General features: G+C 60.8%; 32 protein-coding genes and 1 pseudogene. 22 read left to right on the forward strand and 11 right to left on the reverse strand.

Annotated elements, in window-relative coordinates:
• The 5 genes and pseudogenes from BKP54_RS32405 to BKP54_RS32425 form a co-directional block, all read right to left on the reverse strand.
• Positions 1 to 589: ThuA domain-containing protein (locus BKP54_RS32405; RefSeq protein WP_084815528.1), on the reverse strand; the 589-nt coding region annotated here is incomplete at its 3' end.
• A 112-nt stretch (positions 590 to 701) separates the two neighbouring features.
• Positions 702 to 1,730 (reverse strand): ABC transporter ATP-binding protein, encoded by a 1,029-nt coding sequence (locus BKP54_RS32410; RefSeq protein ID WP_084815513.1) that lies wholly within the window; start codon positions 1,728 to 1,730, stop codon positions 702 to 704.
• A gap of 11 nt (positions 1,731 to 1,741) precedes the next feature.
• A complete protein-coding gene (locus BKP54_RS32415; protein ID WP_084815514.1) occupies positions 1,742 to 2,572 on the reverse strand; it encodes a carbohydrate ABC transporter permease in 831 nt (276 codons plus the stop codon).
• Positions 2,572 to 3,555 carry a sugar ABC transporter permease gene (locus BKP54_RS32420; RefSeq protein ID WP_057205809.1) on the reverse strand — a complete coding sequence of 328 codons (984 nt, stop codon included), beginning with the start codon at positions 3,553 to 3,555 and terminating at the stop codon, positions 2,572 to 2,574. The genes BKP54_RS32415 and BKP54_RS32420 overlap by 1 nt, the downstream gene beginning before the upstream one ends.
• Before the next feature lie 187 nt (positions 3,556 to 3,742).
• A pseudogene (locus tag BKP54_RS32425) lies at positions 3,743 to 5,004 on the reverse strand (ABC transporter substrate-binding protein).
• Between the two features lie 363 nt (positions 5,005 to 5,367).
• Between BKP54_RS32425 and BKP54_RS32430 the strand changes: the two are divergent.
• Positions 5,368 to 6,387, forward strand: coding sequence for a substrate-binding domain-containing protein (locus tag BKP54_RS32430; RefSeq protein WP_025429608.1), 1,020 nt, complete (start codon positions 5,368 to 5,370; stop codon positions 6,385 to 6,387).
• A 298-nt stretch (positions 6,388 to 6,685) separates the two neighbouring features.
• Here BKP54_RS32430 and BKP54_RS32435 read toward each other — a convergent pair whose 3' ends face one another.
• Positions 6,686 to 6,994, reverse strand: a complete 309-nt coding sequence (locus tag BKP54_RS32435) for a hypothetical protein (protein WP_084815515.1) — start codon at positions 6,992 to 6,994, stop codon at positions 6,686 to 6,688.
• A 159-nt stretch (positions 6,995 to 7,153) separates the two neighbouring features.
• Between BKP54_RS32435 and BKP54_RS36280 the strand changes: the two genes are divergently transcribed.
• From BKP54_RS36280 to BKP54_RS32450, 3 genes are all read left to right on the forward strand, one after another.
• Positions 7,154 to 7,519, forward strand: a complete 366-nt coding sequence (locus tag BKP54_RS36280) for a hypothetical protein (RefSeq protein WP_210190579.1) — start codon at positions 7,154 to 7,156, stop codon at positions 7,517 to 7,519.
• Between the two features lie 180 nt (positions 7,520 to 7,699).
• Positions 7,700 to 9,259, forward strand: coding sequence for an ABC transporter substrate-binding protein (locus BKP54_RS32445; protein ID WP_084815517.1), 1,560 nt, complete (start codon positions 7,700 to 7,702; stop codon positions 9,257 to 9,259).
• A gap of 209 nt (positions 9,260 to 9,468) precedes the next feature.
• Positions 9,469 to 10,008, forward strand: a complete 540-nt coding sequence (locus BKP54_RS32450; RefSeq protein WP_084815518.1) for a ribonuclease H — start codon at positions 9,469 to 9,471, stop codon at positions 10,006 to 10,008.
• Between the two features lie 140 nt (positions 10,009 to 10,148).
• Here BKP54_RS32450 and BKP54_RS32455 read toward each other — a convergent pair whose 3' ends face one another.
• On the reverse strand, positions 10,149 to 10,421 hold the full coding sequence (locus BKP54_RS32455) for a hypothetical protein (protein WP_348626782.1): 273 nt from the start codon (positions 10,419 to 10,421) through the stop codon (positions 10,149 to 10,151).
• A gap of 466 nt (positions 10,422 to 10,887) precedes the next feature.
• Here BKP54_RS32455 and BKP54_RS32460 point away from each other — a divergent pair, with 466 nt between their 5' ends.
• The 4 genes from BKP54_RS32460 to BKP54_RS32475 all read left to right on the forward strand — a co-directional run bounded on the left by BKP54_RS32460 (position 10,888) and on the right by BKP54_RS32475 (position 14,842).
• Positions 10,888 to 12,495 (forward strand): ATP-binding protein, encoded by a 1,608-nt coding sequence (locus BKP54_RS32460; RefSeq protein ID WP_128090553.1) that lies wholly within the window; start codon positions 10,888 to 10,890, stop codon positions 12,493 to 12,495.
• Positions 12,492 to 13,091, forward strand: coding sequence for a response regulator (locus BKP54_RS32465; RefSeq protein WP_025429612.1), 600 nt, complete (start codon positions 12,492 to 12,494; stop codon positions 13,089 to 13,091). The genes BKP54_RS32460 and BKP54_RS32465 overlap by 4 nt, the downstream gene beginning before the upstream one ends.
• 116 nt (positions 13,092 to 13,207) lie before the next feature.
• The gene (locus tag BKP54_RS32470) at positions 13,208 to 13,696 is read left to right on the forward strand and encodes a heme-binding protein (RefSeq protein ID WP_057205824.1); all 489 of its coding nucleotides are present in this window, start codon (positions 13,208 to 13,210) and stop codon (positions 13,694 to 13,696) included.
• Positions 13,697 to 14,581: 885 nt separating this feature from the next.
• The gene (locus BKP54_RS32475) at positions 14,582 to 14,842 is read left to right on the forward strand and encodes a DUF1127 domain-containing protein (RefSeq protein ID WP_198956899.1); all 261 of its coding nucleotides are present in this window, start codon (positions 14,582 to 14,584) and stop codon (positions 14,840 to 14,842) included.
• A gap of 164 nt (positions 14,843 to 15,006) precedes the next feature.
• Here the strand turns inward: BKP54_RS32475 and BKP54_RS32480 are convergent, their stop codons facing one another.
• Complete coding sequence (locus tag BKP54_RS32480) at positions 15,007 to 15,810, reverse strand: APH(3'') family aminoglycoside O-phosphotransferase (RefSeq protein ID WP_128090554.1); 804 nt, start codon at positions 15,808 to 15,810, stop codon at positions 15,007 to 15,009.
• Positions 15,811 to 16,024: 214 nt separating this feature from the next.
• Between BKP54_RS32480 and BKP54_RS32485 the strand changes: the two genes are divergently transcribed.
• From BKP54_RS32485 to BKP54_RS32540, 12 genes are all read left to right on the forward strand, one after another.
• Positions 16,025 to 16,429: a VOC family protein gene (locus BKP54_RS32485; protein WP_025429616.1), complete on the forward strand. Its 405-nt coding sequence runs from the start codon at positions 16,025 to 16,027 to the stop codon at positions 16,427 to 16,429.
• Between the two features lie 144 nt (positions 16,430 to 16,573).
• Positions 16,574 to 16,900 carry a metalloregulator ArsR/SmtB family transcription factor gene (locus tag BKP54_RS32490; RefSeq protein ID WP_025429617.1) on the forward strand — a complete coding sequence of 109 codons (327 nt, stop codon included), beginning with the start codon at positions 16,574 to 16,576 and terminating at the stop codon, positions 16,898 to 16,900.
• Positions 16,897 to 17,307: an SRPBCC domain-containing protein gene (locus BKP54_RS32495; protein ID WP_025429618.1), complete on the forward strand. Its 411-nt coding sequence runs from the start codon at positions 16,897 to 16,899 to the stop codon at positions 17,305 to 17,307. The genes BKP54_RS32490 and BKP54_RS32495 overlap by 4 nt, the downstream gene beginning before the upstream one ends.
• 76 nt (positions 17,308 to 17,383) lie before the next feature.
• Positions 17,384 to 17,596, forward strand: coding sequence for a hypothetical protein (locus BKP54_RS32500; protein ID WP_025429619.1), 213 nt, complete (start codon positions 17,384 to 17,386; stop codon positions 17,594 to 17,596).
• 11 nt (positions 17,597 to 17,607) lie between these two features.
• Positions 17,608 to 18,087, forward strand: a complete 480-nt coding sequence (locus BKP54_RS32505) for a DUF1801 domain-containing protein (RefSeq protein ID WP_025429620.1) — start codon at positions 17,608 to 17,610, stop codon at positions 18,085 to 18,087.
• A gap of 173 nt (positions 18,088 to 18,260) precedes the next feature.
• Complete coding sequence (locus BKP54_RS32510; RefSeq protein WP_128090555.1) at positions 18,261 to 18,479, forward strand: hypothetical protein; 219 nt, start codon at positions 18,261 to 18,263, stop codon at positions 18,477 to 18,479.
• Between the two features lie 83 nt (positions 18,480 to 18,562).
• Complete coding sequence (locus BKP54_RS32515) at positions 18,563 to 18,751, forward strand: hypothetical protein (protein ID WP_057212641.1); 189 nt, start codon at positions 18,563 to 18,565, stop codon at positions 18,749 to 18,751.
• A 425-nt stretch (positions 18,752 to 19,176) separates the two neighbouring features.
• The gene (locus BKP54_RS32520) at positions 19,177 to 19,482 is read left to right on the forward strand and encodes a hypothetical protein (protein ID WP_025429623.1); all 306 of its coding nucleotides are present in this window, start codon (positions 19,177 to 19,179) and stop codon (positions 19,480 to 19,482) included.
• A gap of 101 nt (positions 19,483 to 19,583) precedes the next feature.
• Positions 19,584 to 19,967, forward strand: coding sequence for a hypothetical protein (locus BKP54_RS32525; RefSeq protein ID WP_025429624.1), 384 nt, complete (start codon positions 19,584 to 19,586; stop codon positions 19,965 to 19,967).
• An 87-nt stretch (positions 19,968 to 20,054) separates the two neighbouring features.
• Entirely contained in the window at positions 20,055 to 20,729 is a 675-nt protein-coding gene (locus BKP54_RS32530) for a response regulator transcription factor (protein WP_057212644.1), read from the forward strand.
• Positions 20,726 to 22,189 carry a HAMP domain-containing sensor histidine kinase gene (locus tag BKP54_RS32535; RefSeq protein ID WP_084815522.1) on the forward strand — a complete coding sequence of 488 codons (1,464 nt, stop codon included), beginning with the start codon at positions 20,726 to 20,728 and terminating at the stop codon, positions 22,187 to 22,189. The genes BKP54_RS32530 and BKP54_RS32535 overlap by 4 nt, the downstream gene beginning before the upstream one ends.
• 213 nt (positions 22,190 to 22,402) lie before the next feature.
• Positions 22,403 to 23,623: an adenylate/guanylate cyclase domain-containing protein gene (locus tag BKP54_RS32540; RefSeq protein WP_245317993.1), complete on the forward strand. Its 1,221-nt coding sequence runs from the start codon at positions 22,403 to 22,405 to the stop codon at positions 23,621 to 23,623.
• A gap of 45 nt (positions 23,624 to 23,668) precedes the next feature.
• Here BKP54_RS32540 and BKP54_RS32545 read toward each other — a convergent pair whose 3' ends face one another.
• Positions 23,669 to 24,307 (reverse strand): alpha/beta family hydrolase, encoded by a 639-nt coding sequence (locus BKP54_RS32545; RefSeq protein ID WP_025429628.1) that lies wholly within the window; start codon positions 24,305 to 24,307, stop codon positions 23,669 to 23,671.
• Positions 24,308 to 24,460: 153 nt separating this feature from the next.
• Complete coding sequence (locus tag BKP54_RS32550) at positions 24,461 to 25,102, reverse strand: hypothetical protein (RefSeq protein WP_025429629.1); 642 nt, start codon at positions 25,100 to 25,102, stop codon at positions 24,461 to 24,463.
• A 105-nt stretch (positions 25,103 to 25,207) separates the two neighbouring features.
• On the opposite strand from BKP54_RS32550, the gene BKP54_RS32555 reads away from it, so the two are divergent.
• Positions 25,208 to 25,645, forward strand: a complete 438-nt coding sequence (locus tag BKP54_RS32555) for a low affinity iron permease family protein (protein ID WP_084815524.1) — start codon at positions 25,208 to 25,210, stop codon at positions 25,643 to 25,645.
• A 39-nt stretch (positions 25,646 to 25,684) separates the two neighbouring features.
• On the opposite strand, the gene hutC is transcribed toward BKP54_RS32555, so the two are convergent.
• Entirely contained in the window at positions 25,685 to 26,413 is a 729-nt protein-coding gene (hutC, locus tag BKP54_RS32560) for a histidine utilization repressor (protein WP_057206141.1), read from the reverse strand.
• Here hutC and BKP54_RS36215 point away from each other — a divergent pair.
• Positions 26,303 to 26,584 (forward strand): hypothetical protein, encoded by a 282-nt coding sequence (locus tag BKP54_RS36215; RefSeq protein ID WP_025429632.1) that lies wholly within the window; start codon positions 26,303 to 26,305, stop codon positions 26,582 to 26,584. The genes hutC and BKP54_RS36215 overlap by 111 nt on opposite strands.
• Positions 26,585 to 26,987: the final 403 nt, after the last annotated feature.

Raw genomic sequence — 26,987 nt, forward strand, 5'->3', positions numbered from 1 at the left:
CCGGGCGGAAATAGAAGATGTTGCCGGCGCCCCGACGCCAGGTCAGACCCGAACGGAACACCTCGCCGCCGGCAAACCAGGAGATGAACACGGTTTCGAGCGGTTCCGGCACGGAGAACTGCTCGCCATACATCTCCTCGTTCTCAAGCACGAAGTTCTCGCCGATGCCTTCGGCGATCGGATGACGCGGGTTGATCGCCCACAGCCGTTCACGCTCGCCGGCCTCGCGCCACTTCAATGCGCATGGCGTGCCCATCAGCCGCTTGAAGATCTTGGAGAAGTGGCCGGAATGCAGCACGATCAGGCCCATGCCTTCCCAGACGCGCTTGGCAACGCGCTCGACGACCTCGTCGCTGACCGCACCGTGGTCCTTGTGCCCCCACCACAGAAGCACATCGGTCTTCGCCAACCGCGCCTCGCTCAGGCCATGCTCCGGTTCCTGCAGCGTCGCCGTCGTTGCCTCGATCGAGACGTCCGTGTTCAGCGCCGCCGCGATCGTGTTGTGCATCCCGTTCGGATAAATGCTCCTGACCACCTCATTGGTCTGCTCATGGATATTCTCGCCCCATACGATTGTTCTGATAGGCACGTTCATTCTCCTTGCATGTTTGCCCGTCGCGGGCACGTCGTCTTACGATCGATGGGGTCGCCATCGATCGGCGACCCCGAAACTTAAGGCCGTCTCGGTGCACCAGGGCTTGTCAGGCGGCCCCTCTCATGGGCGCACGGCCCAGGGCCTGCCCCGACGCATCAAAGCGGTGAATGTTGTCGCCGACCGGCGAGATCTGTACGATCTCTCCCGGTTGGTGAAGCGAGGTGCCGCCTTCCCGGATGATGACCGGTTCGGCGGAGCCGATATCGAGATAGATGTAGCTGTCGGACCCCAGCATCTCGGAATGCACCACCGTCCCTGACCATTTGCCGTCGCCCGCCCTGATTTCCAGATGCTCGGCACGGATGCCGATCGTGTGGGCGTCGTAGGGGGCAGCAAGAGCGCCCGAGAGGAAGTTCATCTTCGGCGAGCCGATAAAGCCGGCGACGAACACCGAATTCGGGCTCTCATAGAGTTCGAGCGGCGTGCCGATCTGTTCGACCACGCCATCCCGTAGCACGCAAATGCGATCTGCCAATGTCATCGCCTCGACCTGATCATGCGTGACATAGACCATCGTCGTCTTGTGCATACTGCGATGCAGCTTGGCGATCTCGATCCGGGTCGCGACCCGAAGTGCCGCATCGAGATTGGAGAGCGGCTCGTCGAACAGGAAGACCTTGGGGTCGCGTACGATCGCGCGGCCGATCGCGACGCGCTGCCGCTGGCCACCGGAGAGCTGCCGGGGCAGTCGCTTGAGATAGGGTGTGAGCTGCAGCATCTCTGCCGCCGCTTCCACCCTCTTTATGCAACTCTCCTTGTCCTTGCCCGCAAGCTGCATGCCGAAAGACATGTTCTCGAAGACCGTCATATGCGGGTAAAGCGCGTAGGACTGGAACACCATCGCAATGCCGCGCTTCGACGGCGTCAACTGGTTGACCACCTGCCCGTCGAAGGAAAGCGTGCCGCCCGTGATTTCCTCGAGCCCGGCAATCAAGCGCAGCAGCGTGGACTTGCCGCAGCCGGACGGTCCGACGAAGACCATGAACTCGCCGGCCCGGATATCCATGCTGACGCCCTTGATCACCTCGAAGGCGCCGAAGGACTTGCGCACGTTGCGCAATTGAAGCTCTGCCATGTTTTTCTCCCCTATCCTTTGACGCCGCCGGCCGTGAGCCCGGAAATGATCCGCCGCTGAAAGATCAAAACGAGGATCACCAGCGGCACGGTGACGATGATCGATGCGGCCATGATGTTGCCCCACGGAATTTCGTACTGGCTGTTGCCCGAAAGAAGCGCGATCGCGACCGGCACGGTGCGCTGGCTGTCTGAGGACGTGAAGGTCAGCGCAAACAGGAACTCGTTCCAGGCGGCGATGAAGGCGAGCAGGCCCGTCGTCACCAGCGCCGGCCACATCAGCGGCATGAACACCCGGGTGATGATCACCCAGGGTGTGGCGCCATCGACGATCGCCGCTTCCTCGATCTCGACCGGCAGATCCCGCATGAAGGTGGTAAGCACCCAGACCGTGAAGGGCAGCGTGAAGATCATGTAGGAAAAGATCAGCGCCAGCGGCGTGTTGAAAAGCCCGACCGAGCGGATGAGTTCGAACAGACCGGCAAGCACGGCGATCTGCGGAAACATCGACACCGACAGGATCGTCAGAAGCAAAAGCCCGCGTCCGCGAAACCGCACCCGTGCCAGCGCATAGGCAGCGGTGACCGCGAGCAGCAGCGACACCGCGACGACGACGGTTGCGACCAGCAGGGAGTTGGCGAGGTTGCGCAGGAAGCCACTGCTCGAGACGATCCCTGCGTAGTTCTCGAAGGAGATCTCAGTCGGCCAGTAATCGACCCGAAAGAGCGCGGTTCCGGATTTAAAGCTCGTCAGGACCGCGTAATAGAACGGGAAGACGGCCATGATGATAACGGCGGCGACGAGGGCATAGAACGCCGTGCGTCTGGTAAGAGTGGCGATCATCAGCGCTCTCCTTCGAGATTGACCCGGCCGAACCACATGTAGGCGACGGTGATCGCCGCAATGATCAGGAACAGCATCGTCGAGGCGGTGGCGCCATAGGCGAACTTGTCGAAGTCGAACAGGTTTTCGCGCGCCAGTACCGACATGGTCTTGGTCTGCGCATTGTTGGGCGTCAGCACATAGATGAGATCGAAGATGCGCAGCGCATCGAGCATGCGGAAGATCACGGCGACCATCAGAGCGGGCCGGATCAGGGGCAGCGTCAGCCGCCAGAAGACCTTGACGGGATGAACCCCGTCGATTTTGGCCGCCTCGTAGATATCCGACGGCACCATCTGCAACCCGGCGAGGATCAGCAGCGCCATGAACGGTGTCGTCTTCCAGACGTCGACGATCAAAACCGCGACCATCGCGGTCTCCGGATTGGCCGTCCAGGCGATCTTCTGGCTGATCAGACCAAGGCCGAGCAGCAGGTCGTTGAGAATACCGAACTGGTCGTTGAGCATCCACGCCCACATCTTGGCGGAAACGATCGTCGGAATGGCCCACGGGATCAGGATCGCCGCCCGCACCAGCCCGCGCCCCGGGAAATGGGCGTTCAGCACCAGCGCCACAACCAGTCCCAACACCGTCTCAATGGTGACGGATAGCGCCGAGAATTTCAGCGTGTTCCAGACGGCGTTCCACCAGGCGGGATCGGCAAGCAGGCCGTTATAGACCGTGCGCCCGCTCTTCAGCGTGATCCAGCTCAGATAGTTCTTGAAGCCTACGAACTCGGCGCCCTCAAGGTTGGTCAGCGACGCATTGGTGAAGCTGAAATAGATGGTGCGCAGCAGCGGCCAGCCCGCCACCAACGCCAACACCAGCAAGGTCGGCGCGAGAAAGACCCAGGCGGAACGAATGCGCTGAGCATTGAGGTCGGAGCCGATTCTGGCACCACTCTCGAGTGTTCCAGGAGGCTCTGCGAGGGAAAGGTCGGTCATGTCTATACTCACCCTTGCCATTCGGCGCACGGCCGAGCGGTTGGCCTGAGAGGAACGGCGCCGCCAAGGCAATTCCGGGGAAAGTGTGAAACTGTTCTCTGTCCGGAATTTCCTGTATTCCAGCGCGCCGGAGTGGCTCGGTGGAGCGAGGGAAGGCCCTGAAGCACTTCCCTCGCCCCCGGGAGGATTACCAGCTGTCGCCCTTCATCTCCGTGAGTTCGACTTCGAGCAGTTCCAGGTTTTCTGCCGCCGTGCCGTTGCCGGACAGCGTGTTGTGAACGGCATTCCAGAACTTGGCGGAAACCTCGTTGTATTTGACCTTGGTGACCGCCGACGGCCGCGGCACGGCACTTTCGAAGATCGGCTTCCAGGCCGGCATGAACGGCTGTGCTTGGCAATCTCCGCATCGTCGTAAAGAGCAGCAACCGTCGGAAGGTTGGAGAGCTGGATGGCCCGCTGCTTCTGCACCTCAGGCGATGCGAGGAACTTGACGAGAGAAATCGCCGCTTCCTGATCGTCGGAATATTTGGAGACGGCAAGGTTCCAGCCACCGAGCGTCGAGGACGGTTGATCGCCATCAGTCGCCGTCGGCAGCGGCGTGACGGCGAACTTGGCCTTCACCGCGCTGTCGTCACCATTGCCAAGCGCATAGGCATAGGGCCAGTTGCGCATGAAGACGGCGTTGCCGGTCTGCCAGACACCGCGCGATTCTTCTTCCTGATAGGCAAGCGCGCCTTGCGGCGAAATCGTGCCGATCCATCCCTTGATGCGGTCGATGGCTGCCGCCGCCTTCTCGTTGTTGATCGAGATTGTGCCGTCCGGCTCGACGATCTGGCCGCCACCTGAAGATTTGACCCATTCGAGCGCATTGCAGGTCAATCCTTCATAGGCGTTGCCCTGGAAGACGTAGCCCCAGAGGTCTGCCTGGCCGGCGGCGCGTTCCTTCTCCTGGATTTCCTTGGCGGTCGCCGCCAGTTCGTCCCAGGTCTTCGGCGGCGCCTTGCCGTGTTTTTCCAAGAGGTCCTTGCGATAGTAGAGCGCCGGCGCATCGGTAAAGGCCGGCAGGGCCACCAGGCGGCCGTTGACGGTCTGCGAGGCAATGATCGACGGGAAGTGCTGACCGACGACATCCTTGGTCGCTTCGGTCAAGTCGACGAACTGGTCGGCGAGCTGCGGCGCCCAGACGACGTCGGTCTGGTAGACGTCGACGTCCTTGTTTCCGGCGGCAAGCCACAGACGGTACTGGCTGAACTGCTCGCTGCTCGACGGCGGCATGGTGACCAGGCTCACCTTGTGCCCGGTTTGCTTCTCGAAGACGTCGAGTTGCTCGCGGATGAAATTGACGTTCTTCCCGGTCGTGTTGGCCGCCAGCGAAAGCTCGGCGGCTACGACGACATCGGCTGCGGCGATGGCCGTGCAAAAACTCAAGGCGCTGAGAATGGCTCTCATGTCGGTTGACTCCTCCTGGTTCCCCTATGCCGCTCGAAAACTCCTCAGTAATTCGAAAGCGGTTTGGTTGGAAAAAGCTGCCAGAAGCAGAAAACTCTGTCAACCCTTTCGAGAAACTCCCTACAAATGCATGGGTGTGCAGAATTTTATTATTATATTTCAATATATTACAAAGCGCGTGATTGTTTATGATGGAGACAAGCGGCAAATATGGCTTTACGCATGTCGGATCAAAATTTAAAACGCTTTGGTTATTTTGCTTGCGCGGAGTTGCATGTGAGAACGCGCCGACAATTGGATTGTTACCGGCGGTGAAGGCGTATATTCCTGCAGGATAATGAGGGCTGAGGATACGAGTATCGCATGAAGCTAAGGGAGTTCGCGCAACAACTGGGCCTTTCGCCGACGACGGTCAGCCGCGCTCTGAGCGGCTATCCCGAGGTCAGCGAGAAAACGCGAACAAGGGTGGCCGAGGAAGCCGCCCGCCTCGGCTATCGTCCGAACATCAATGCTGTACGGCTCGTCACCGGGCGCGCCGGCGCCATCGGCGTCGTCATGGGGCGGTCCGGCGAATTCCACTTCTCCGAGTTCATGAGTGGCATGGCGGAGAGATTGGGAACCCAGGACATCGACATCCTCGTCAGCCCAATGGACGAGAAAGCCACCAAGGGCGAGATCCAACTCTACAGCCGGCTGGCCGTAAGCGGCCGGGTGGACGCCGTGATTGTGCATTCGCCGGAACCGAATGATGAACGCATCACCTTGCTGCACAGGCTCGGCATGCCCTTCCTGGTCCATGGCCGTTCCGAAACCGACGTGCCCCATGCCTGGCTCGATATCGACAATGAGGGCGCCATTCACCGTGCGACATCACATCTGCTCGATCTCGGGCACAGACGCATCGCGATGATCAATGGGCGCGAGGGCCGAACGTTCTCGCTTCATCGCGACAAGGGATACAGAGATGCATTGCAACAGCGAGGCATCCCGTTTGACCCGCGTCTCGTCGCCCACGGCAACTTTACCGACGAGCTTGGCTTCCGCTTCGCGCGTTCCTTCCTCGAGCAGACCCCCCGCCCGACGGCGTTCGTCGCCGGCTCAATGATGACGGCACTTGGAGTATACCGGGCAGCGCGCTCCATCGGGCTCGAAATCGGACGCGATATCTCCGTGATCGCCCATGACGACGTCTTTCCCTATCTGACACCCGAGACCATGGTCCCCTCGCTCTCCGCCACTCGTTCGTCCATGCGCGCCGCCGGCGCGCGCACCGCCGATCTCGTGCTGCAACTGCTCGCCGGCAGACCCGCATCCGAGATCCACGAACTCTGGCCGGTCGAGCTTATTCTTCGTGAATCGACTACGCCCCTCCGCCAAAGCTGACACGGAACGCTGGCCATCGGCTGCTACAGGCCGGGCTTCGGCTGCTTCTTCGAAGGCTACATCTTGCAATCTTCGGCTACCCCTCCGCGGTTCGACCAGGCAAGAAGGCTGCCGCCGAAACAACCATTCGCAAACCTGGGACCAGGACCTCCAAGGCTCAGTCTCGTCCCTGCGCCAGACGGCAGTTATGCCTCCTTTCTTGCCGAGCTCCGAGCGCTCCGCAACAAACGATCACCCTAATACAGACTGTCCCACCGCCCCTTAAGCCACCTCAAGGTAACAATGCCGGTGCTGCCCCTCATAGCCAAAAGCGGGTGGTCTTAGGGGTCGCTCGCATGCCGTCGGTCGCATAGAGACGACCGGGGGCTTCCGGGTGACGAAGGAAGTGGAGTTCCTTGCCGGCCGCGGCGTAGGAATGGGGCGAGAATTGTTCGAGGCACTCGGGGACCGGGTTGGCGGCGTTTGCGGCCTTGACGCCGAACCAGTTCAGAGCGTCCTGCGGGGAATAGGCCTCCGCGACGAGGAGGGCACCGCTCGGCTGAAGGGCCACGGGCAGAGTGATACCCCTCACCTTCCTGAGCTCGAAATTGCGGTTGGGCAGATCCATTGTCCATTCCGGCGCAAAGACCGGCCGCCCGGATTGTCAACAAATACGTTATAAATAGTACTCAATATTGTCGACAATTACGTTGACAAACGCTGTCTGTGTGCGATGGTCCCGATTAGCAGGCACGAGCTAGGGAGGAGCAGTGTTGATGCAAGGTCCTTGGAAGACCGCCGCGACAGCGTATCCGCTGGGCTTTTTGCGAGTGGCGCACACCCAACACGCTCCGCTGAGCCGATCGGCGTGCATCTTCTCACTCTACCCCTATTCCGCATCGAACGTTCCTCAACCACGTCGATGAAGGGTTGGCACGGGACAGTCTTAGATGGTGTTTGCGCTGACAATCGACTGGCAGCTTATCGACAACAAGATTTGGCGTTTCAAGCTACGCAAGGTGGCGAGTTTGGCAACCATACGGATTTCAACGCTGACAACTTGATTACCTCGCTGGCTAAGGAGCTCGACCGCCAAAGCGTCTGGCGATCGAAACGGTGGCGCGAGCACGCGTTGATCATGTTCCCGCTGTAGCGGCAGCCGGTGGTCTCGGGCGATGACCGTCAGGATTGAGCAGATCGTGTCCGCGCCGACAACAAGCCGCGCCACTGGCTGACCCGGCGATCCGACGTATCGCCTGCGAGCCGTCCGTGCCTTTTACGAAAAAGATTCCCGTCAAGGGGATAGGTGACCTCAACCAGGGAGAACTGCAGAATGCTCAAGAAACTGACCCTCGCGGCCGTCATGTCGGCTGCGCTTTCCGCGGCTGGCCACGCGGAAACGCTCAAATGGGGCGCTTCGCGCGACATCTATTCGCTCGACCCTTATTCTTATGGCGACAGCTACACGCTGTCTTTTCTCAATCACGTCTATGAGGGGCTTGTCCGCTTTGACGCCGAATTGAAGATCGAGCCGGCGCTGGCGATATCCTGGGAGACCCTATCGGATACGGTCTGGCGGTTCCATCTGCGCGAGGGCGTGAAGTTCCATGATGGCGCCGACTTCACCGCGGACGACGTAATCGCCTCTCTCACTCGGGTCAGCGATCCGGTGTCCCCGCTCCGCGGCAACCTTCCGGCCTACAAGTCGGCGAAGAAGGTCGACGACCACACTGTCGATATCGAACTGGTCGGACCCTCCCCGCTGCTGCTGAACGACCTGACGAATATCCACATTTTCGACGCTACCTGGCTCACCGACAACAACTCGCTGAAGCCGACGGATGTCGGCAAAAGGATCGAAGGCTACGCCACCTACCACACCAACGGCACGGGTCCGTTCGAGCTCGAGAGCCGTGCGCCCGACAGCAAAACCGTTCTCGTCAAGAACGCCGAGTGGTGGGACGAGTCGCAGTCCAACATCGATCGCATCGAGTTCACACCGATCATCTCGGCAGCGACGCGAGTAGCCGCGCTGTTGTCGGGCGAGATCAACTTCACCGAGAATGCGCCTGCACAGGATATTCCGCGCCTTGTCGCGCAGCCGGACCTGAAGGTCATGGAGCGCACCGACCTGCGCACCATCATGATCGGCTTCAACCGCAAGCCGAATCTGGCCAACGGCGTCGACAACAAGTTCAACGACCTGCGTGTCCGCCAGGCTGTCGCCCATGCGCTGGACAAGGACCTCATTCAGAAGCGGGTCATGCGCGGCAAGTCGAGGATCGCGGGGACGATCATTGCGCCTGAGATTCCCGGGTATGCCGAAGCACTGGACATGGTGGTGCCGTTCGATCCCGAATTGTCAAAAAAGCTGCTCGCCGAAGCCGGCGCCAGCGATCTCCCCTTCACCCTCGTCTGCACGAACGAGGCCTATGTCAACGAGGAGGAGCTTTGCCAGAGTATCGTCAACATGCTGAGCCGCGCCGGTTTCAAGCCGCAGCTCGACATAGGCCCGACGGCTGCACAGGCGCCCAAGCGCACGGGGGGTCTATCTGATGTCTACCTCATCGGCTGGGCGAACGAGCCGATGCTCGACAGCTACTCGATCCTGCTCCAGATGATCGAGACGAGGAGCGACAAGGCGGGCGTCTTCAACTGGGGTGGCTGGAGCTATCCAGAGATTGATAGGCTGATCATCCAGGCATCGACCGAAATGGATCGAACGAAGCGGCTCGAATTGCAGACCAAGGCACTCCAGATGGTCAAGGACGAAATGATCATGTTGCCGTTGCACCAGCAGCCAATGGCCTGGGCGATGAGCAATGAGATCGACCGGGTCGCTCAGCTGGCGGACAACAAGCCGCGCCACTGGCTGACTCATTTCGCCGAGTAACCGCCGTAAGGAGCTGGAACGACAGGCGTTCCAGCTCCTGCCCAACTTGCGTTTTCGGCCCGTCCCAATCGCGGTCGTGGCGTCGCCAGCCTATTTCGAGCGGCATCCGCTTCCACAACCCCGTATCGATCGTACGGCGGCTTCTACCTTGAGCCCGCTTCAGAATGTAAAACGTTAGGCAGATGTACGCGACAGGATTAAATGGCAAGATGAACGGCATTTTCACCAAGCTCTGTGCTCCCGATCACACCGCCGAGATACTGCCCATTTCCGAGGGCCTTCACGTCTTTACGGACGGCTCGTATGAACCGACCTCTGCCAAAGGCGGATGGGCATTCGTCGTCTATCGCAATGGCGCGGAAATAGCATCCGAGTTTGGCGGCGCCCGACCTTCCGCCGACAACACAATGGAGTTGACCGCGCTCTTCAAGGCAGCGCTGTGGGTCAACGGCAATGTCTCAGGCGAACGCGCAATCGTCTGGTCCGATTCCGTTTACGCGGTAAATGGCTGCAACAGCTGGCGCCAGATCTGGAAGAACAACGGATGGAAAAAGATTGTCCCGAATGCGAAGGCCAGAAGCCGGACAATAGCCAATGCCGGGCTTTGGATGGCGATCGATCTTCAGCTGTCTCGCAATCCCCAACTGGCTATCGCGTGGTGCAAGGGCCATTCCGGGCTCGTTGGCAACGAGCGCGCGGATACCCTTGCGGGACTTGCGCGCCAATCTGCCCGGTGCAGCGACCGTTGAAACCGTCAGTGTCTTTCGCCAATTCGGCGATGCCAATGACGGCATTGCCAGGACGGCTAGAGCGTTTCCGCGAAACGCTCTAACGCCATGTTTTACCCATTTCCGGACGGAAAACCGCTCGCGCTTTTCCTGGAAATCCTCTAGTGGCAGGCTCCCGGTGTGTGGGTCATCACAGCAGCCACGGCAGCAGTTGATCTCATCGAGGACAGATGCACGAGCGTAATCCCCAGCTCGAGAAGAAGCTCGGCAGATTTGAGATCCTGCGTTCCGAGGTTGTCGGCATATCCGCGGATCGTACCTGCAACACACTTCGAGTTGGCGGCAAAACGAGCGTCGCCCAGGTCTTCGGCCTCTTCGGCGACAGCATCGAGCGCACCGGCGACCGTTTCGAGCATGCAGCACCGTTCGCGCATGCTCATGTCTTCAAGCGTTTTTGGGATCCGACCATGTTATCTCCTTCGCGCCCGGCAGGATGAGCCGCGGCGCTGGTATCACGTTCGAATTCTGGTGTTGCACCTCATATGGAAATCGCAGCGGCTATAAGCAAATCATGCCGGCCATGCGGCTGCTGCATGGCACGCGCAGCAATTCAAAGTGCTACAGCGACCTTTGCGCGTCTAATATGACGCGCGGCGCTGTGGGGCTGCAGCGGTGTGTGCCACCGCGCGTCAGGTTCCGCCAGGTTTCATCATCACGTGCGTGTGGTATGACGTCTCACGCCCCCAACGTTTTGGGGTCGATCATCAGGTTGGGATACGGTAGCCGGCGAAGCAGAGACATGTTTGAATTGAGTGCTCATTTTACGCTGCGCGTGTTGGATCAGGCCGAAGACATCGGCAGCAAACCAGCCACGTCATCATTGACCTTGGTTGAGTTTGAGTGAGCAACGCCCTCTTGAAGTCCTGGTTGTTCGGCGTGGCGTTGTGGCTCGCTGCGGTCTCGGCATTTGCGCTCTATTCCGTCGAAGCGTCGCGGCAGCGGCTGACCGATGAACTGGCGGTGACGGGCCGGACCCTGCACCGCTTGATATCCCAGCGTGCCGCGCAGCACGACGCCCACATGACCAGCCTGATCGCATTGACCAGCGACACGGACCCCACACGATTGGACGCCACCCGGCAGGTGATGGAAAGTGTTGCGCGCTTCTATCCGCGCATCGCCTGGCTCGCGCTTGTTTCGCTCGATGACAAGGTCGGACTGCAAGGCGCCGCAACTGCACAAAGTGGCGGTGCACCTAAACTGTTGCTCGAAGTCCCCTCCGGCGGGGGCGAAGATCTTTCCCCGTTGCGCGACGCAATCACGCGACAACAGCGCGGCAAGGGAGGGGCCTATGTCGGCAGTAATGGCCGGTATCTGCTGGCCAAGCGGGCACAGGCGCCTTCGGACACCGCGCTGGTGATTTCCATCGACGCGCGCCATCTGCTGGAGCAGGAGGAACAACCGCGATGGGCGCACGTCAGGCTTACGCTCAACGAGCAGCTGTTGCTCGACCTGCCGGCCGAGGATGCCGTCAGTGGCAACACATCTTTCGTCGCGCCCGCCCATTTCGAATCGACGATCGACAGTGAGAGCCAAAGGATCTCGCTGTCACTCGACCGGCCGATGCCGACTGAGGCGCTCCTGCCTTTGAGACCGTTGATCGGCTTTGCGGCAATGGCCGGACTGGCGTCTTTCGCGCTGGTGTTCGCATTGCGCCAGCGCGCCGCCGTCCAGAAATCCCAGAAGTCGACGCGAGAGGCCGAAGCCCGAGCGCTCTTGCAGGAGCGGCAGGCGCTGCTTGCTCATGCTTCGCGTGTCAACGCCATGGGCGAACTGGCGTCAGGCATAGCGCATGAACTGACGCAGCCCTTGACGGCAATGCTCAGCCGCAGCCAGGCGGCGCTCAGACTGGTCGGCACGGAAAAGCCCGATATCGGGCTGATCTCAGACGCGCTTGAAGTCAATGTCCGCGAGGCGAAACGTGCGGGAGAGATGCTGCGGCGGATGCGCGACTACGCCTCCAACCGCACGCCCGAGCCCGTCACCAGCGCGATCAATGGTATCGTTGCCGAAATCGCGGCGCTTACCGGCTCCGATCTTCAGCGACGCGGCATCCAGTTTAGCCTCGACCTGACGAAGGAGCCGCTTGCAGCCGACGTCGATCCGATTGAGCTGGAGCAGGTATTACACAATCTGATCCGCAACGCGGCCGACGCGCTGGAGGGCGCAGGGACCAAAGACGCGCAGGTCGAAATCGAGACACGAGCCATTGGTGACGAGGTAAAGATCATTGTGCGTGATAATGGACCGGGGATCGCCCCAAATGCTTTTCCCAAGCTGTTTCAACCGTTTTTTACGACCAAGCCCGATGGCATGGGCCTGGGGCTCTCGCTGTGTTCGACCCTGATCGAGCGCGTCGACGGCCGAATAGAAGCGGAAAATGCTGCAGGTGGCGGGGCGTGGTTTACGATTACGCTGCCACGTGCGCAGGAACAGGAGCCGCAGTGAGCAAATACCGGGTCTATCTGATCGACGACGATGAGGCGGTACGGACAGCGATCGCCTTTCTGCTCAGCACTTATGGCATCAATGTCGAAACATTTGGCGATCCCCAGACTTTCCTGACGCATATCGATGAGGAGAAGCCGGGATGCCTTATCGTCGATCTGCGCATGCCCTTGGTTTCGGGGCTGCAACTGCACGCGAAACTGGCCGCGCGCGGCATTGATTGGCCGACGATCATGATCACCGGCCATGGCGACGTCGCTGCCTGTCGACGGGCGTTCAAGGCGGGTATCCAGGATTTCCTGACCAAACCGGTGGACGGCGAGGTGTTGGTGGAGGCGCTGCAGCAGGCATTCGCCAGCTTCGACGCACGGCTCGAAAAGCGCGAGGCACGACTGCAGCTCGCACGGCTGACCGAACGCGAGCGCGAGGTTCTCGATATGGTCGCCTTGGGTTGGGCAAGCAAGGAGATTGCGGCAGCGCTCAACATATCGGCACGAACCATCGATGCGCACCGGGCGAAGATAGCCGAGAAGCTTGGCACCAGTTCGGTGGCCGAGTTCGTGCGGCTAACGCTCGCGGATAAGGGACCGGCATAGGTTGTCCTACCTATGCCAGGTGGTGCCATCGCGGATTCTGCAGGCGGGGCCGATTGGATAGTTCTGGTTTCGGAAAAGCGAAACGCTTCCTCCGGAAAAAGGACAGGAACCACGCCATGATCAAGACCCTTCTCGCAACGGCTTCCGCGCTCGTCATCGTCAGCGGCACCGCCCAGGCCGAACTGCTGACCGAAAAGAATATCCCGTCGAACCTCGCCGTCGAGATCGCCACGAATGCGGTCCAGGCCTGCGCCGCCGATAAGTACAACGTGACGGCAGCAGTGGTCGACCGCGCTGGCGTGCTGCGCGCGCTCGTGCGCGCCGACAACGCCGGACCGCATACGGTTGAGGCGGCTCGCGCCAAGGCGTTCACGTCCGCATCCTCGCGCACACCGACCTCGAAAATGGCAGAGAACGTCGCCAAGAACCCGGCCGCAGCCGAGCTGGTCAACATCGAAGGCTTTCTCGTGCTCGCCGGTGGTGTACCGATCAAGGCCGGTGACGTCACGATTGGCGCAATCGGCGTGGGTGGCGCTCCTGGTGGCAATCTCGATGAGGCCTGCGCAGCGGCCGCGATCGAAAAGGCTGCCGGCCAGCTGAAGTAATTCAGAAGCATGTCGCGCAAAAAAGCCCAGCAGTTTTGCGCGACATGGAAAGACAAGGCTCAGAGCGCAGCGACTGAATTTTTGACATCGCGACGCGCTTAGGCGACCGCAGGTAGGAGGATCGGCGGCCTTTGCTCACACTTCTATGCATGGTCTCGGCCAGGCTGGCATCGCTCGAACAGCGAAGCCGGCCTGGCCTGCCACTGTCTAGGCGCGGGTAGCGGTCGCCATCCAATGCAGGGATCATCCCCCTTGGGTCCCGGCCGATAAATGCGGTCGCCATCAATCGGCCAACAGGTGCCACGCTCCGGAAAAGCACACCCGACCAGACGAGCCTCGTCCTTCCGGTTTCACTAAGAAATTCGGCAAGCAAAGGCAGCGAGAAGAACGGCGGAACGCTTCCGCGATCACCGCTCCAGGCGACGGGCGCCAGCGGCCGTAGCACAGAGACAGTCTTTGCAGGCAGCTGCCTTGTCTCATAGAACGGCAGAGCCAGCGTGCGCTGGTGTATCGATGCCCGGGCAACAGAACGGTGTTGCAACTCAGCAACATATCTCACATCAATATTTGCAATTCGAAATTGCGACTTGCGAAGAGAATACTCTCATGCGACGCTGCATTGTCAGCAACCCACACTATAGGAGGCGTGAGATGACATATACTCTCTTTAATATGCGCACTTCTGGTGGATTCGTTGCTGTGCTCGGGATGCATCTCGCATCCTGCGTCGACCCATCGGGTTCACGAAGCGCCTAAACGCTGACCTTCGACGGCTCGGCATTTCCCAACTGACCTAACGCTACCGGCCCACCGCGAGACCATTCGCGTCCAAGCCCAAATCAACTTTTAGAGGACCCGATCGCGTCGCAGCATCGGGATGAACACATGCGTGAAACATCATTTCCGGCCGCCGGCACTCTGCCGGCAGCCCTCGACGAACTGTGCCGTACATTTGGCATCTGGAGAACAACAGCCGGCCTCGTCAGGGCAGCCTGGCGGCATCACCGACTGGTCAACCAGACAACCGGCCTCTCCAACCGGATGCGCCGCGATATCGGGCTTCCCGAAATCGGCGAACCGCCCGACGATCCCTGGATCGCTGCGTGGGGATCACCTCGGTGGGCCCCGTCGGTTCTGATCAACTGAGGTGGAAGGCAACCGCCAAGCCCAGCGGGCAAGACGGTTGTCGCCATAGCGCAACACGGGCACGATGCAAGTCGTGCCCGTGACCTGCCGCGCGGACGCGACGTAGACATCATAGCCGAGCCATCAGGCTCACGCTGGAACCGGCCCATCGACGGGTGGCGCCATCAGCCCCACGTCAGTGGATCGAGACGCAGGTAGAAATCGAGACGCGCACGATCGGGTGCTACAATTCCCAATGTATCAAACAGGATGGCAAAAGCCCGCTGCTCCTGATCCGGACTCGTCCAGCTTTCACGGGCGTTGGCTGTCATCAGCGCCAGATCGGCGTAGCGGTCCGCCGTTCCGAGACGACCGAGATCGATCATGCCGCTGCAGCGAAGGGTTCGAGGGTCGATCATGAAGTTCGGCATGCACGGATCACCGTGACAGACGACCCTGTCACCCGTTTCCTGCTCGAGGCGAACCGCAAGTTCGCGCTCCACGCGCGCCAAAAGGTCGTGGGCGGGTGTCTCCTGATCATCGACCGCAAGAAAATCGGCGTTCACGGCATCCCGGGCCACCACGTCCGCGGCGCGCGCGAACATGGGCGCCAGACCGCGGTCGAATGGGCATTGGCCGGCATCGAGCGCGTGGAGAGAGCCGAGTTGCCAGCCCATGGACGGCCAGGCCTCGAGTAGGTCGGCAGCCGAAAGATCCACTGCCGGGATGCCTTCGATTGCAGAAATGATCAGGCAGGCACCTTCGTCGGCAATGTGCCAATCAGTCACTTCAGGCGTCAGGATGCCTTTGCCCTGCAGCCACAGGAGCCGATCGCGCTCTCCGGAAAGCTCGGCCGACCGGGCCGCCGTCGCGACCTTGGCATAGGCTCGTTCGTCGCTGCGCTGATAGACGAAATCTCCGGACTCTCCCGTGACGACCGGCACCCATTCGAAGGGCGAACGCCCGAAAAATTCATGTGACAAACTCAATGCGAAGACTCCCGCGACCTCAAAAGTGCTTGTGTTAGCTGGGTACCGCCAGCAAAGATTGCAACATCGTAGATCCGACAGATTAGACGCCGTCTGCTGCCTCATGCCCGGCCGCGCCGATCACCGATGGTGGCTTTCCACAGAACGCTGGCCGATGCTCGATCAAACTGACGCCGGCAACGCCGCGCACTTCCAGCACAGGACAGAGGGTAAAATGAACCAGACGCTCGCACTCATCGCTATTGTTGTTCGAGACTATGACGAAGCGATCGATTTCTATGTGAACAAGCTGAAGTTCGCCTTGGTCGAGGACAGCTATCAACCGGAACAGGACAAGCGCTGGGTCGTCGTCAAACCGGTCGGCGACGGCAGCACCTCCTTGCTACTCGCCCGCGCTTCCAGTCCCCACCAGGAAAACTATATCGGCGACCAGGCGGGTGGCCGCGTCTTTCTCTTCCTGCGGACCGATGACTTTGTGCGCGACTACGCCGATCTGGTGGCACGCGGCGTCGAATTCGTCAGGGAACCCAAGGATGCACCCTACGGGACCGTCGCGGTCTTCAAGGATCTCTACGGCAACCTTTGGGATCTTGTGCAGTTTACGGATGGCAGGCCCTGAGGCCCTCGAGCACGAAGGGTTCCAACGCCACGGACTTCCGCAAGGTTTGCCGCTGTACCTAACGTCGACGACGTCAGAACCGGGCTTGACTACCCATAGCTCGGCGGTTATTGATCCAATCCATAGCCAACGAGTTATTGAATTGTGACGCCACAGCCGCACGAGATCCTGTTCAAAACCCTTGCCGATCCGACGCGACGGGCGCTCTTTGAGCGGCTGTGCCGCGACGGCGACCAGACGGTCGGGGCACTTACGGCGCACGCCGGGATATCGCAGCCGGCCGTTTCCAAACATCTCGGGATCCTGAAGCGCGCCGGCCTGGTGCAAGATCGGCACGAAGGCCGCCTGACCCACTATAGCGCGCAGCACGGCGCGCTTGACCCGTTGATCGGCTGGGCAAACCAGATGGCCGGGTTCTGGCACAACCGCTTCGACGACCTCGAAGATTTGCTCAAAAGGATGGACCAATGACCGAAACATCAACCGAAACGCTCACCGTCATCGTCGAACGGGAGGTACCCTATCCGGCGGAGAAGATCTGGCGCGCGCTCACCCAGCCTCACCTGATCGAGGAGTGGCTGATGAAGAACAATTTCAAGCCAGACCGTGGGCACCGCTTCAATCTGACTGCCGACTGGGGCGCCGTCGACTGTCAGGTGCAGGCGGTCGAACCCAACAAATCGCTATCCTATAGCTGGGACACCAAGGATCTGAAGAGCCTCGTGACCTGGACGCTCACCCCGACGGGCGCCGGTACCCGGCTGCGCATGGAGCAGTCCGGTTTCCGGCCAGATCAGCAGCCGTACTATCAGGGTGCAACGGCCGGATGGCCGAGATTCCTTTCGGCGCTCGAGGCGGTCCTGGGCCGGATGGACTGAAGACCAACCCTATTCTTTGAGTTCGCGCCACGCGGATCGCCCGATCCGTTGCGGCTGGTATTGTGAGGAGGTGCCAATGAACTGGAACAACTGGATTCGTCAAATTCACCGCTGGACGTCGCTTGTCTTCGCAGTGGTGGTCGCCGCCATCTTCATCGCCTTGGGCGTAGGCAAGCAGCCCGCCGAATGGGTCTATTTCCTACCCCTGTTCCCACTCGCCATTCTCGTGCCCACCGGTCTCTACATGTTCGTGCTGCCTTACCTTAGCGGGCGACGCACCGCCGGATAGGAGAAAGCGCGATGGCCAGCAAGACATCCAAGAAGCCGGCGGCGGCAAAGGCAGACAAACCACGCGCCGCGGCACCGGCTCAGGCCGGCGACGTGCCCCTGCTGTCCGGTGGCAACCCGCAGATCGCCAAGGGCTATGGCGACGCCCCCGTCCAGGCCTATATCACCGCGATGCCGGGCTGGAAGAGCGATGTCGGCCGGCGCCTCGACGCGCTGATCGAACGCACAGTCCCCGGCGTCTACAAGGCCGTCAAATGGAACTCTCCGCTCTATGGCATTGAGGGTGAGGGCTGGTTCCTCGGCATCCATGTCTTCACGAAGTACGTCAAGGTGGCGTTCTTCCGCGGCTCGTCTCTCAATCCGATGCCGCCCGGCCAGTCGAAGCACAAGGAGGTTCGCTACCTCGACATTCGCGAAGACGACCAACTCGATGAAGAGCAGTTCACCGACTGGGTAGGGCAAGCCAGCCAACTGCCCGGCGAACGCATGTGACGGCCATGAGGCTGCGTGGCCCGACTCCGTCGATCTTCGGCAGTTCACCGCGCGCGTTAAAGGTTCATTAAGCATAGCTTGAATCGGGCCGCCCGATGCACTTGGGGACGCGCACAGCTTCACCTAAGTACACGCTCCTCACCCGATGCTGGGTGATTGAATGGAGTGACATGATGTCAATGGAAAATGAGGCAGCCGCCCAGGCGCTGGCGCTCGACCGTTCGGTCAGCGATGCCGAAATCAGTATCGCCATCTCCCACGCACAGAACGCGATCGAGGCCGCGGGCGAGACCCAGTCTCCGGGGCTTCGCCGCGCGATGCAGGTCAAGGATGCACTCGAAGGCGCTCTGCGTATCCGCGGTCGGACCACCGGCCGGCCGGTGAACGGATGAATTCCGTAGGTCCCATCCACGGCGGTCCGTTCAAGATCACCGCGCGCGCCCGATAGGTTCCGCACCGCCAAACAGGATTCACGATGCAGCTGATGTCCATGCCGGTTGTCGCCGGCATATCCCTGGGCGTTGCGATCATCACGATCTTCTCCCAAAAGCACCGTGGCAAAGCCGCCGGCGAAAGGGCGCTCGTCTCCCTCGGAAGCTTTCTCGCGAGCCTTCTTGTGCTGTTCATTCTCAACTTCGCGATCTTCTGCGTCCAGCAATCCTAATGCACGTCCGATCGAATCTGTTGAGCGATGCCGGCCGTATCATGTCGCGCAAAGACATGTGCGGCGACACCAGCGCCGCAAACAGCCCTGATGGCGTCCCGTCAACGTCGCGCGCCAAGGCCACGAGGCCACTTGGCCCGTTGACACGGATGGTATGCAGCACCGCGCTTTACGGTTTCCTTATTCCCAAACTCCCTCTTCCCAAGCGATTTTCTATGCACGCTTGGGCTAAGTGTTGCCGCGCCCCGACGCGTGATCAGTCGGTGCGGCAATGAAATATCGGCCGAGGCAGCGCTCGAACGCCACTGCCATGCTTGCGCCGCTTTCGGGTGGCTTGAGACGCCGGCCCCCTTTCCTTTGCGGCGTCACGGCCAGCAGCGATGCCTCAAGGAGCAAACGACAGATCCTATGACGAGTATCAGACGATGAAGATGAGAAACGCATTCAGGCTTGCGCCAAAACAGAGCCGGAGATTGCCCACCGAGTATTTCATTCTGGCGAATGTGCGTTTCGAAGGGCAGGTCGTCGGATACCTCGCCGGACGGCCAATCCGCGAAATAGCGACCGACGGCGGCGGGCTTCGATACCAGTTCGTCGGCGTCGCCGCGCGCAACGCTGCCGGAGGTCCGGACGTACAGTCGCTGCGCAAGGGCGAATGGATCGTTCAACCGGGGCTGGTCTATGCCAGTATCGGCGACGACGTCGTCGCTTCTGCAGACCGCGCCGCCTGACACCGGTCGAAGTGTCGGGGAAGCTATCGAATAGGACCGCAATGTCTATGTAATCTTGGCAGATTAGCTCCGGGGTAGACAATTCGAACCCGGGATCGAACATGCCCTTTTGCAAAGCGCGCGGCACCTTCGCCGCCATCGCTATCACCGCAGCCCTGATTCTGACCGGCTGCGCCTCCACCGTGATGAAGAACTATATCGGCCAGCCGGTGGAATCGGTCGTCATCGACTACGGACCGCCGACCGCCGTTCTTGACCTCGGATGGGATCAGCGCGCCTACCAATGGCGCAAGATCTCCACCAACGTCGTTTCCGGCTCGACGAGCGGTGAGATTCGCGACACGCGGCGCGGCCAGCGCTATGAAGAGACCGTAACGCCGGGCTATGTCGAGGAGCAGGAGTGCTTCTATACATTCTACGCCCGACAGCAGGGCGGCCGCTGGTATGTGACGAACTTCCGTCAACCGAAGCTCGAATGCGAGTGAGCGCTTCAACTCGCCCCCGATTTGAGAAATGATGCATTCGACACCGCGGCTCCGGCGCTTTCGGAACCGCATTCAGGAGAGATCGGCATGCGCATCCTGCTGCTAGAGGACGAGCCCGAAATGGCGTCGGCCCTGAAGGCCGCGCTCGAGCGTCGGCAGGTGATCGTCGATCATGTTTCGACGCTCGCCGACGCCGAGGCCGTGGTCGAGCTCTGGTCCTACGACGTAATCGTACTCGATCGCCGCCTTCCTGACGGCGAGGGCCTCAGCCTCATTCCGAAGCTGCGCGCGCTGCGCGTCGAAGCGCCGATCATGATGTTGACGGCGCTCGGCGCCATCAACGACCGCGTCGCCGGTCTCGATGGCGGTGCCGACGACTATCTCGCCAAACCGTTTGCGGTCGAGGAACTGATGGCGCGCCTTCGTGCACTTGGTCGCCGTCCCGTCACGCTCAAGTCCGACCAGATCATGGTTGGCCGCCTGACCTATGATTTCCGCCATCGCGAAGCGGTCGTCGACGACAAGCCGCTCGACCTTCTGCGGCGGGAAAGGCTGGCGTTGGAGGCGCTGATGCGCCGCCCGGGCCGCACGGTCCTGCGCGCAACGCTGGAAGATTCCGTCTATGCCATGGAAGACGAGATCGATTCCAACGCGCTCGATTCCCACCTTTCGCGGCTGCGACGAAAGCTCGAAGAGGTCGCAGCCGGCGTCGAGATCAGGGCAATCCGCAACCTCGGCTATCTCCTGCGCGCAACGGCATGAGAAAACCTCGCTCGCTTCAATGGGTCCTGGTGCGCCGCCTGATCCTGCTGCAGGCGGCGACGTTCGTCGCCTTTATCGCCCTGCTGGCTGCGATCCTGACGATCGCCCAGCCTCGGCTGATCATCGACAACGAGGCGGCCATCAAGCACCTGTCCGAGGCGGTGGCGCGCGACAAGAGCGGCGGCCTCATTGTGCGCGACACCGAGGAGCTTCGTGCGTTCCGGGAAGACTTCCCCAATCTCTGGTTCATCATCCGCGATGCCGACGGGCATGTGGTCGAGCAAGGCAGCGTTCCGGCCGCCTATGAAGCGGCTGGTGGAGAGCTGTTGAAGAATATCGGCCGCGCGACGCTGCGGTTCGATCAGGGCGACCTTCGACCGGAAGCCGCCCTTGCCAATGTCGACACCGATGTCGGCCGAGTGCAGATCCTTGCCTCCTCGATCTCGTCGCGCGACGAGAACGATGGGCTCGAAGTCGAGATCAACGTGAACGCCGAGATGGCAAAGGATGCCAATGGCAATCCGGACTGGCTTCGCGTGCTGCCGGTCCTGGCGCTGCTTATCCTTTGCCTGCTGCTGCCGATCATCCTGGTGATGGGCGTCGCCACGTTGGTCACCACGCCGGCCGTTGTGCGCCGCTCGCTTGCCGGTCTCGTTGCGACAGCCGATCAGGCCGGGCGGATCGATATCGACAATCGCGCGGTGCAGCTCGAAACCGCCCAGGTGCCGACGGAAATCGCGCCGATGGTGCATGCCTTCAACAACGCGCTTTCTCGTCTGGACGAGGGTTACGACCAACGCAATCGGTTCCTGACAGACGCGGCCCATGAATTGCGCACGCCGATCGCCATCCTTCGCACCCGCGCCGAATTGCTGCAGGAAGATCCGCAGAGTGCGCGGCTAAGGAAAGATATCGAGCGGCTGTCGCATCTGGCCCAACAGCTTCTGGAACGCCAGGTGCTTGAGCACGGCAGCGGCACCCGCGACGTCGTCGACCTTGTGGCGCTCGCCAAAACGTTTGCCGCCGACTTCGCGCCGCTCGCCTTCGAGGCCGGCTACGAACTGGCCTTCGAGACGAATGCGACGCGGCCAGTGCCGGTCAGCATTCATGTTCAGCAAATCGAGCAGGCGGTCGCCAATCTCCTGCGCAACGCCGTCGAGCATGGCGCCAATCGCGGAACGATCACCGTACTGGTCGACGCCCGCGGCGGGATCGAGATCCATGACGAGGGTCCCGGTATTCCTGAGGACGAGCGAGACCGTGTCTTCGAACCCTTCTACCGCCTGCGCCCGCGTTCGAGCGGCGCTGGCCTCGGGCTCAATCTGGCCCGCGAAATCGCCCGGCTGCATGGCGGACGTATCGATATCCTCTACGGTTCGTGGTCCGGCGCGCGGATCAGGCTGCAATTGCCGGTGGTCGACGGGCATCACCTCGCGGCGCTTTCGACCACCTCCGCCTGAACAGCACCGGGCGGCAGTCGGTCGGTCGAACAAGGCGTCAACGGCTTTGCAACTTTTCAGATCACTTTTCGCCTTGGCCCTTATCAACGGTCGGCCGATGGTCCACATATGTCTCGGCGTTTCGAGGTCAGCGTTCTCCGGAGCTTCCGCTTCGAGAGCAGCAAGGCCGTCAGAACAGAGTGGAGAATTGCGATGCAGACTTCATCCGAGGCAATGGCCGGACCGCTGCACGACAGCGGCGCCCGTCCCATCGACAGCAAGGGAATTCTCGACTGGCTGATCATGGAGACCCGTGACCAGCGCTTCATCGACAATATTTTCGTGGATCTGTGCGAACGACTGGTCCAGGCCGGCGTTCCGCTCGCGCGGGCCACCCTGCATTTCCGGATCCATCACCCGCAGTGGCTCGGCGCCCGCATCCTTTGGCGCAAGGGCCTGACGGAGGCGGATATCCGCATGTTCGATTATGGTGTCGAAGACACGACGCAGTATCTCAACAGCCCGCTCTATGCCGTCAACAACGGCGCCAGCCAGGTTCGCAAGAATCTCGAGGCGGCAATCGACGATGAGGTGCCGAACTCGCTCTATGAAGAACTCCGTGCCGACGGCTTCACCGACTACGTCGCCTTGCCGCTGGAACACACGCTCGGCAAGCGCCACGTGGTGACCTTCGCCAGTGATCGCGAGGGCGGCTTCGAGACTGTTCATCTCGAGGTTCTCACCAGTCTGTTGCCGGTTCTGGCCCTTGTCAGCGAAATCCGGCTGAAGAACCGGATGGCGCGAACGCTGCTCGAAACCTATGTCGGGCCGCATGCAAGCGAGCAGATCCTTGCCGGTGCGACGACACGGGGGAGCGGCGTGACCGTCAGCGCCGCGATCCTGATCTGCGACCTTCGCGACTTCACCAAACTATCCGACCTCTGGCCGCGCGATGATGTGATCGAGTTACTCAACGGTTACTTCGATGCCATGTCCGAGCCGATCGAGCGGCATGGTGGCGAGATCCTGAAATTCATGGGCGATGGCCTGCTGGCGATCTTCCCGCTTAGCAATCCGCGGGCCTGCGAAAACCTGCTGCAGGCAATCGGCGAGGCGGAGGTCGCGATCGCTACCCTGAACCAGGAAAATCTGGCAAGGGGGCGCGAGGCCCTCGGCTACGGCATCGGGGTCAACGTCGGCGATGTGATGTACGGCAACATCGGCTCTCGCCGGCGGCTCGACTTCACAGTGATCGGACCGGCCGTCAATATCGCTTCGCGCCTAGAGAACCTGACAAAGCAGGCGAAGCGCCCGGTGCTGCTGTCACGCGCCTTCGTCGAATTGGCGGGACGCACGCGCGACATGGAGCATTTGGGCGCCTTTCCCGTGAAGGGCCTCGACGATCCGATTGACGTCTTCGCATTTTCGTCCGGCACCGCTCAGGCGGCGGAATGATCGGTGCAGAGTCTTGGTTTTTGCTAATCGGGCGGGCGCGACCGTTTAAGGCAACCGCTCGCCGACCCAACGCGCGACGGTCTGCGCCATCGTTTTCAGATGATCTGCAGCGGAATAGCCGGAGATCGTCTTGCGTGGTTTGAGATCGTGGTCGCCATCTTCGAGCCAAAGGATTTCTATTGCACCGGACAGGGGGTATCCGGGGACCTCCTCGCGCGTGCCGAATTCGTCGCGCGTGCCCTGGCAGATCAGCGTCGGCGTCTTCAACTCCCCGAGGTGTTTGGTGCGCAGCTGATCGGGCTTTGCTGGAGGATGGAACGGATAGCCGAGGCAAAGCAGGCCGATGATTTTGCCTTCGGCATAGAGCTCGTCAGCAATCATGCTGGCGACACGCCCACCCATCGATTTGCCGCCGATTAGCAACGGGCCGACCGCACCAAGAGACGCCACGGCGGCCCTGAACTCCGGATTGAGCGTTTCGGCGCGCGGTGGCGGTTTGCGGCCGCCTGATCGACGCCCCGCCATGTAGTCGAATTCGAACCGGGCCACACGAAAGCCTTCGGCAGCCAGCGCTTTGGCCGATGCGGTCATCGAAGCCGAATCCATCGGCGCGCCGGCACCATGCGCCAGCAAGATGGTCACCGGCGCATTCTCTGGCCCATCAAACAACATCGTCTTTTCCATCTCGACACCATCCGGCGTATCCGCCAATGAAATGCTGACTTTTATGCTGCGCCAGCGTCTTTTGGTCGACGTGGCTCGTGGGTCAACGTGTTTTCTACTGCATGTTTCCTTAAATCGTATCCGATTTAAGGAAACATGCAGTAATTCAAAGTGCTACAGCAACCTTTGCGCGTCTAAATAAGACGCGCGGCGCTGTAGCATGTCGAGCGCCGTGAGCCAGGGGTGCAGCGTACCATAAGCAGTCACGATCGATTGCCGCAACCAGTCGCGCTGCAACGCACTCAATAGCGGTAGGCAGGCCCCGAAATCGAACTCGTCTTTTTGTCGGGGCGTTTTTGCCTTGTAGAACAACTGGACCTCAACAGCGAGGAACGGTGGATCCCCGCCAGCCGCCATCGCGCTGATCGGCCGGGTCACCAGAGGATTTCGGCGCGAACGCCAGCTTTCCCCATTACTGTGGTCGAACATCAGTTGAAAGCGCCATGGCCCTTGCCGCTCGCCACGGCACCAGACATCGTTTACCGTTTTCGGCAGGCTTTCCGTTTCGCTCCACCGGCGCAAATGCCCCGGCGGATCCGCAGCCCAGCAATCCCATTGCCGAAGAAAGGAACGAACGTGCGCGCTGTCTCTCTGCAGCACGAGGATATCGATGTCGCCGTGACTGCGAAAAGGGCGACCGACGAAATGCTCGATCGCATACCCACCAGCGATCCACCAGGGAAAGGGTGCGGGCGCGAAGAGTACCGCGATGTCTTCGGGCAACAGCGGCTCCCACGGTTTTTCATGTTCCTTCATCCGCAGATCATTCCCGTCTTGCTATTCTGGCCGCTGTGACACTGAGCGGAACTTTCTTCGTGACTTGCCTGTTAAAGAACAGTTGAAAGCCGTTCAGGTGCTCAGATGTCCGGCAAGATCGATGCCTTTTCCCGATTTGCCAATGCCGTTTCGAAACAGTCCGGCAAGCCAGGCACATTCGCATTCGCAGTCGGTGCCGTTCTCCTGTGGGCGGCCACAGGTCCGATCTTCGATTTTTCCGAGACCTGGCAATTGGTGGTGAACACGGCGACGACGATCATTACATTCCTGATGGTCTTCGTCCTTCAGAACTCTCAGAACCGCGACAGCGCCGCCCTTCAGGCCAAACTCGACGAACTGATCCTGACCAGCTCGGCCGAAAACGAATATATCGGGATCGAGAGACTTAAGGAACATGAGCTGGAACGACTGACGGAACTCCTGAAGCAGCATGCGCGAGATGCGCACGATCACGCGCTTCACCAGAAAATTTCAAATGCCGTCGGCAAGAAACGCAAACGGCGAGCCGACCCAGCGGCGTGAGACAGCGCGTCGTGTCGCGGCAACCGTGCGGCGCTCGATCTAACCGAGCGGGCTCGGCGCAAATTGCGCCACCAATTCATGTCGATCACCCGGATAAGTCAATCGCACATGGGTGACCGGGGCGCGACCGCTCCAGGTGCGCCGCTCGATGACGAGACAAGCGGCGCCTGTCGAAATGTCGAGCGCCTGCGCCGCGTTGCGTCCTGCCGCCACGGCCCGGATGCGATGTTCGGCCGTACTCCACGGCACCTTTCCGAGCAGCCAGGAACCGGGCGCTGACGTCTCGAAAAGCTCTGTCTCGGCTTCGGGAACAGCCGCCAGGCTGATAAGCCGCTCCTCGAAACAGAAGGGGCGACCGCCGGCGAAATGCCGGCAACTCACTTCGAGCAGTCTTGCAGACGGCGGCAGGTCGAGCCGACCGGCATCGCTGCCCTCGGCCTTGCGGATGCTGCGTTCATCCAGGTGAAAACTGTAATCCAGTCCAAGGGACTGAACCTCCAGCTTGACATCGTGGATTTCCATCACCGCCGACTGCACATGCGGGAAAGTGACGTAGCTCCCCGACTTGCGCCGCCGCTCGATCAGTCCGCGTTTGACCAGTTCGGTCAGCGCCTTGTTCACGGTCATGCGCGAACAGCCATATTGCTCGGTCAATTCATGCTCGAACGGGATGCGATGTCCAGGTGGCCACGCGCCGGAAAGAATGTAACCTTCCACATCCCCGAGGATTCTCTGGTGCAACGAAAGCGACTGGGGCTGGTTGCCCACTTCGTCGGCTGGCTGATCGCTCGGAATGTCGGCACCCTCAATGGTTTGCTGTTGCCGGCAAGCTTAAACATTTCCCGGCGCCGCGACAGCCCTCCCCTCGCCCTTTCCCGCTTTTTCGCCAAAGCTTCCTCGGCCCTCGGGTTACGCGACGGGTGGCTGCAGCTTATGTAAGCGGCGCACGCACTTCCAACCGCGGACGCAAATCCTCGCGACACAGCTAACGGCAGCACCAATGACGCTTGCCGAGATCAGCCTCACTTCGGCGGCGTCCACCCCAAGCTGGGCGATAACTGCCCCGCGGCTCGCCCATTCCGGCGCCGGCCTCCACCATACTAACTTATTGTAATTTATGGCTTTATTTTCGTGTTCGGCATTGTTCGAAGCCGAGCGTTCAGCCGTTGCCGCCGAGTTGGCTCGATATCGCTTCTTGGACAAGAAGAGCGCGGGCGGTTGACAGCTGTCAACGTTGACGGCCAATCATTTTGGGCGCGTCATAAGCTCCCTGTTTCGCAACGAGGAGACGCAATCAAAAGAAGGTCCAGCGGCAAAGCGGCGTTCGGGCCGGACCCTGTGC

This window comes from Ensifer sp. 1H6 (genome assembly GCF_001976035.1).
Taxonomy (GTDB): Bacteria; Pseudomonadota; Alphaproteobacteria; order Rhizobiales; family Rhizobiaceae; genus Ensifer; species Ensifer canadensis.

Excerpts from the sequence above, each read along its gene's own strand:
- BKP54_RS32410 (WP_084815513.1), bottom strand. The coding sequence starts at position 1,730 with ATGGCAGAGCTTCAATTGCGCAACGTGCGCAAGTCCTTCGGCGCCTTC.
- BKP54_RS32415 (WP_084815514.1), bottom strand. The coding sequence starts at position 2,572 with ATGATCGCCACTCTTACCAGACGCACGGCGTTCTATGCCCTCGTCGCC.
- BKP54_RS32420 (WP_057205809.1), bottom strand. The coding sequence starts at position 3,555 with ATGACCGACCTTTCCCTCGCAGAGCCTCCTGGAACACTCGAGAGTGGT.
- BKP54_RS32430 (WP_025429608.1), top strand. The coding sequence starts at position 5,368 with ATGAAGCTAAGGGAGTTCGCGCAACAACTGGGCCTTTCGCCGACGACG.
- BKP54_RS32435 (WP_084815515.1), bottom strand. The coding sequence starts at position 6,994 with ATGGATCTGCCCAACCGCAATTTCGAGCTCAGGAAGGTGAGGGGTATC.
- BKP54_RS32445 (WP_084815517.1), top strand. The coding sequence starts at position 7,700 with ATGCTCAAGAAACTGACCCTCGCGGCCGTCATGTCGGCTGCGCTTTCC.
- BKP54_RS32450 (WP_084815518.1), top strand. The coding sequence starts at position 9,469 with ATGAACGGCATTTTCACCAAGCTCTGTGCTCCCGATCACACCGCCGAG.
- BKP54_RS32455 (WP_348626782.1), bottom strand. The coding sequence starts at position 10,421 with ATGCGCGAACGGTGCTGCATGCTCGAAACGGTCGCCGGTGCGCTCGAT.
- BKP54_RS32470 (WP_057205824.1), top strand. The coding sequence starts at position 13,208 with ATGATCAAGACCCTTCTCGCAACGGCTTCCGCGCTCGTCATCGTCAGC.
- BKP54_RS32475 (WP_198956899.1), top strand. The coding sequence starts at position 14,582 with ATGCGTGAAACATCATTTCCGGCCGCCGGCACTCTGCCGGCAGCCCTC.
- BKP54_RS32485 (WP_025429616.1), top strand. The coding sequence starts at position 16,025 with ATGAACCAGACGCTCGCACTCATCGCTATTGTTGTTCGAGACTATGAC.
- BKP54_RS32495 (WP_025429618.1), top strand. The coding sequence starts at position 16,897 with ATGACCGAAACATCAACCGAAACGCTCACCGTCATCGTCGAACGGGAG.
- BKP54_RS32500 (WP_025429619.1), top strand. The coding sequence starts at position 17,384 with ATGAACTGGAACAACTGGATTCGTCAAATTCACCGCTGGACGTCGCTT.
- BKP54_RS32505 (WP_025429620.1), top strand. The coding sequence starts at position 17,608 with ATGGCCAGCAAGACATCCAAGAAGCCGGCGGCGGCAAAGGCAGACAAA.
- BKP54_RS32510 (WP_128090555.1), top strand. The coding sequence starts at position 18,261 with ATGTCAATGGAAAATGAGGCAGCCGCCCAGGCGCTGGCGCTCGACCGT.
- BKP54_RS32515 (WP_057212641.1), top strand. The coding sequence starts at position 18,563 with ATGCAGCTGATGTCCATGCCGGTTGTCGCCGGCATATCCCTGGGCGTT.
- BKP54_RS32520 (WP_025429623.1), top strand. The coding sequence starts at position 19,177 with ATGAAGATGAGAAACGCATTCAGGCTTGCGCCAAAACAGAGCCGGAGA.
- BKP54_RS32525 (WP_025429624.1), top strand. The coding sequence starts at position 19,584 with ATGCCCTTTTGCAAAGCGCGCGGCACCTTCGCCGCCATCGCTATCACC.
- BKP54_RS32530 (WP_057212644.1), top strand. The coding sequence starts at position 20,055 with ATGCGCATCCTGCTGCTAGAGGACGAGCCCGAAATGGCGTCGGCCCTG.
- BKP54_RS32535 (WP_084815522.1), top strand. The coding sequence starts at position 20,726 with ATGAGAAAACCTCGCTCGCTTCAATGGGTCCTGGTGCGCCGCCTGATC.
- BKP54_RS32540 (WP_245317993.1), top strand. The coding sequence starts at position 22,403 with ATGGCCGGACCGCTGCACGACAGCGGCGCCCGTCCCATCGACAGCAAG.
- BKP54_RS32545 (WP_025429628.1), bottom strand. The coding sequence starts at position 24,307 with ATGGAAAAGACGATGTTGTTTGATGGGCCAGAGAATGCGCCGGTGACC.
- BKP54_RS32550 (WP_025429629.1), bottom strand. The coding sequence starts at position 25,102 with ATGAAGGAACATGAAAAACCGTGGGAGCCGCTGTTGCCCGAAGACATC.
- BKP54_RS32555 (WP_084815524.1), top strand. The coding sequence starts at position 25,208 with ATGTCCGGCAAGATCGATGCCTTTTCCCGATTTGCCAATGCCGTTTCG.
- BKP54_RS36215 (WP_025429632.1), top strand. The coding sequence starts at position 26,303 with ATGCTCGAACGGGATGCGATGTCCAGGTGGCCACGCGCCGGAAAGAAT.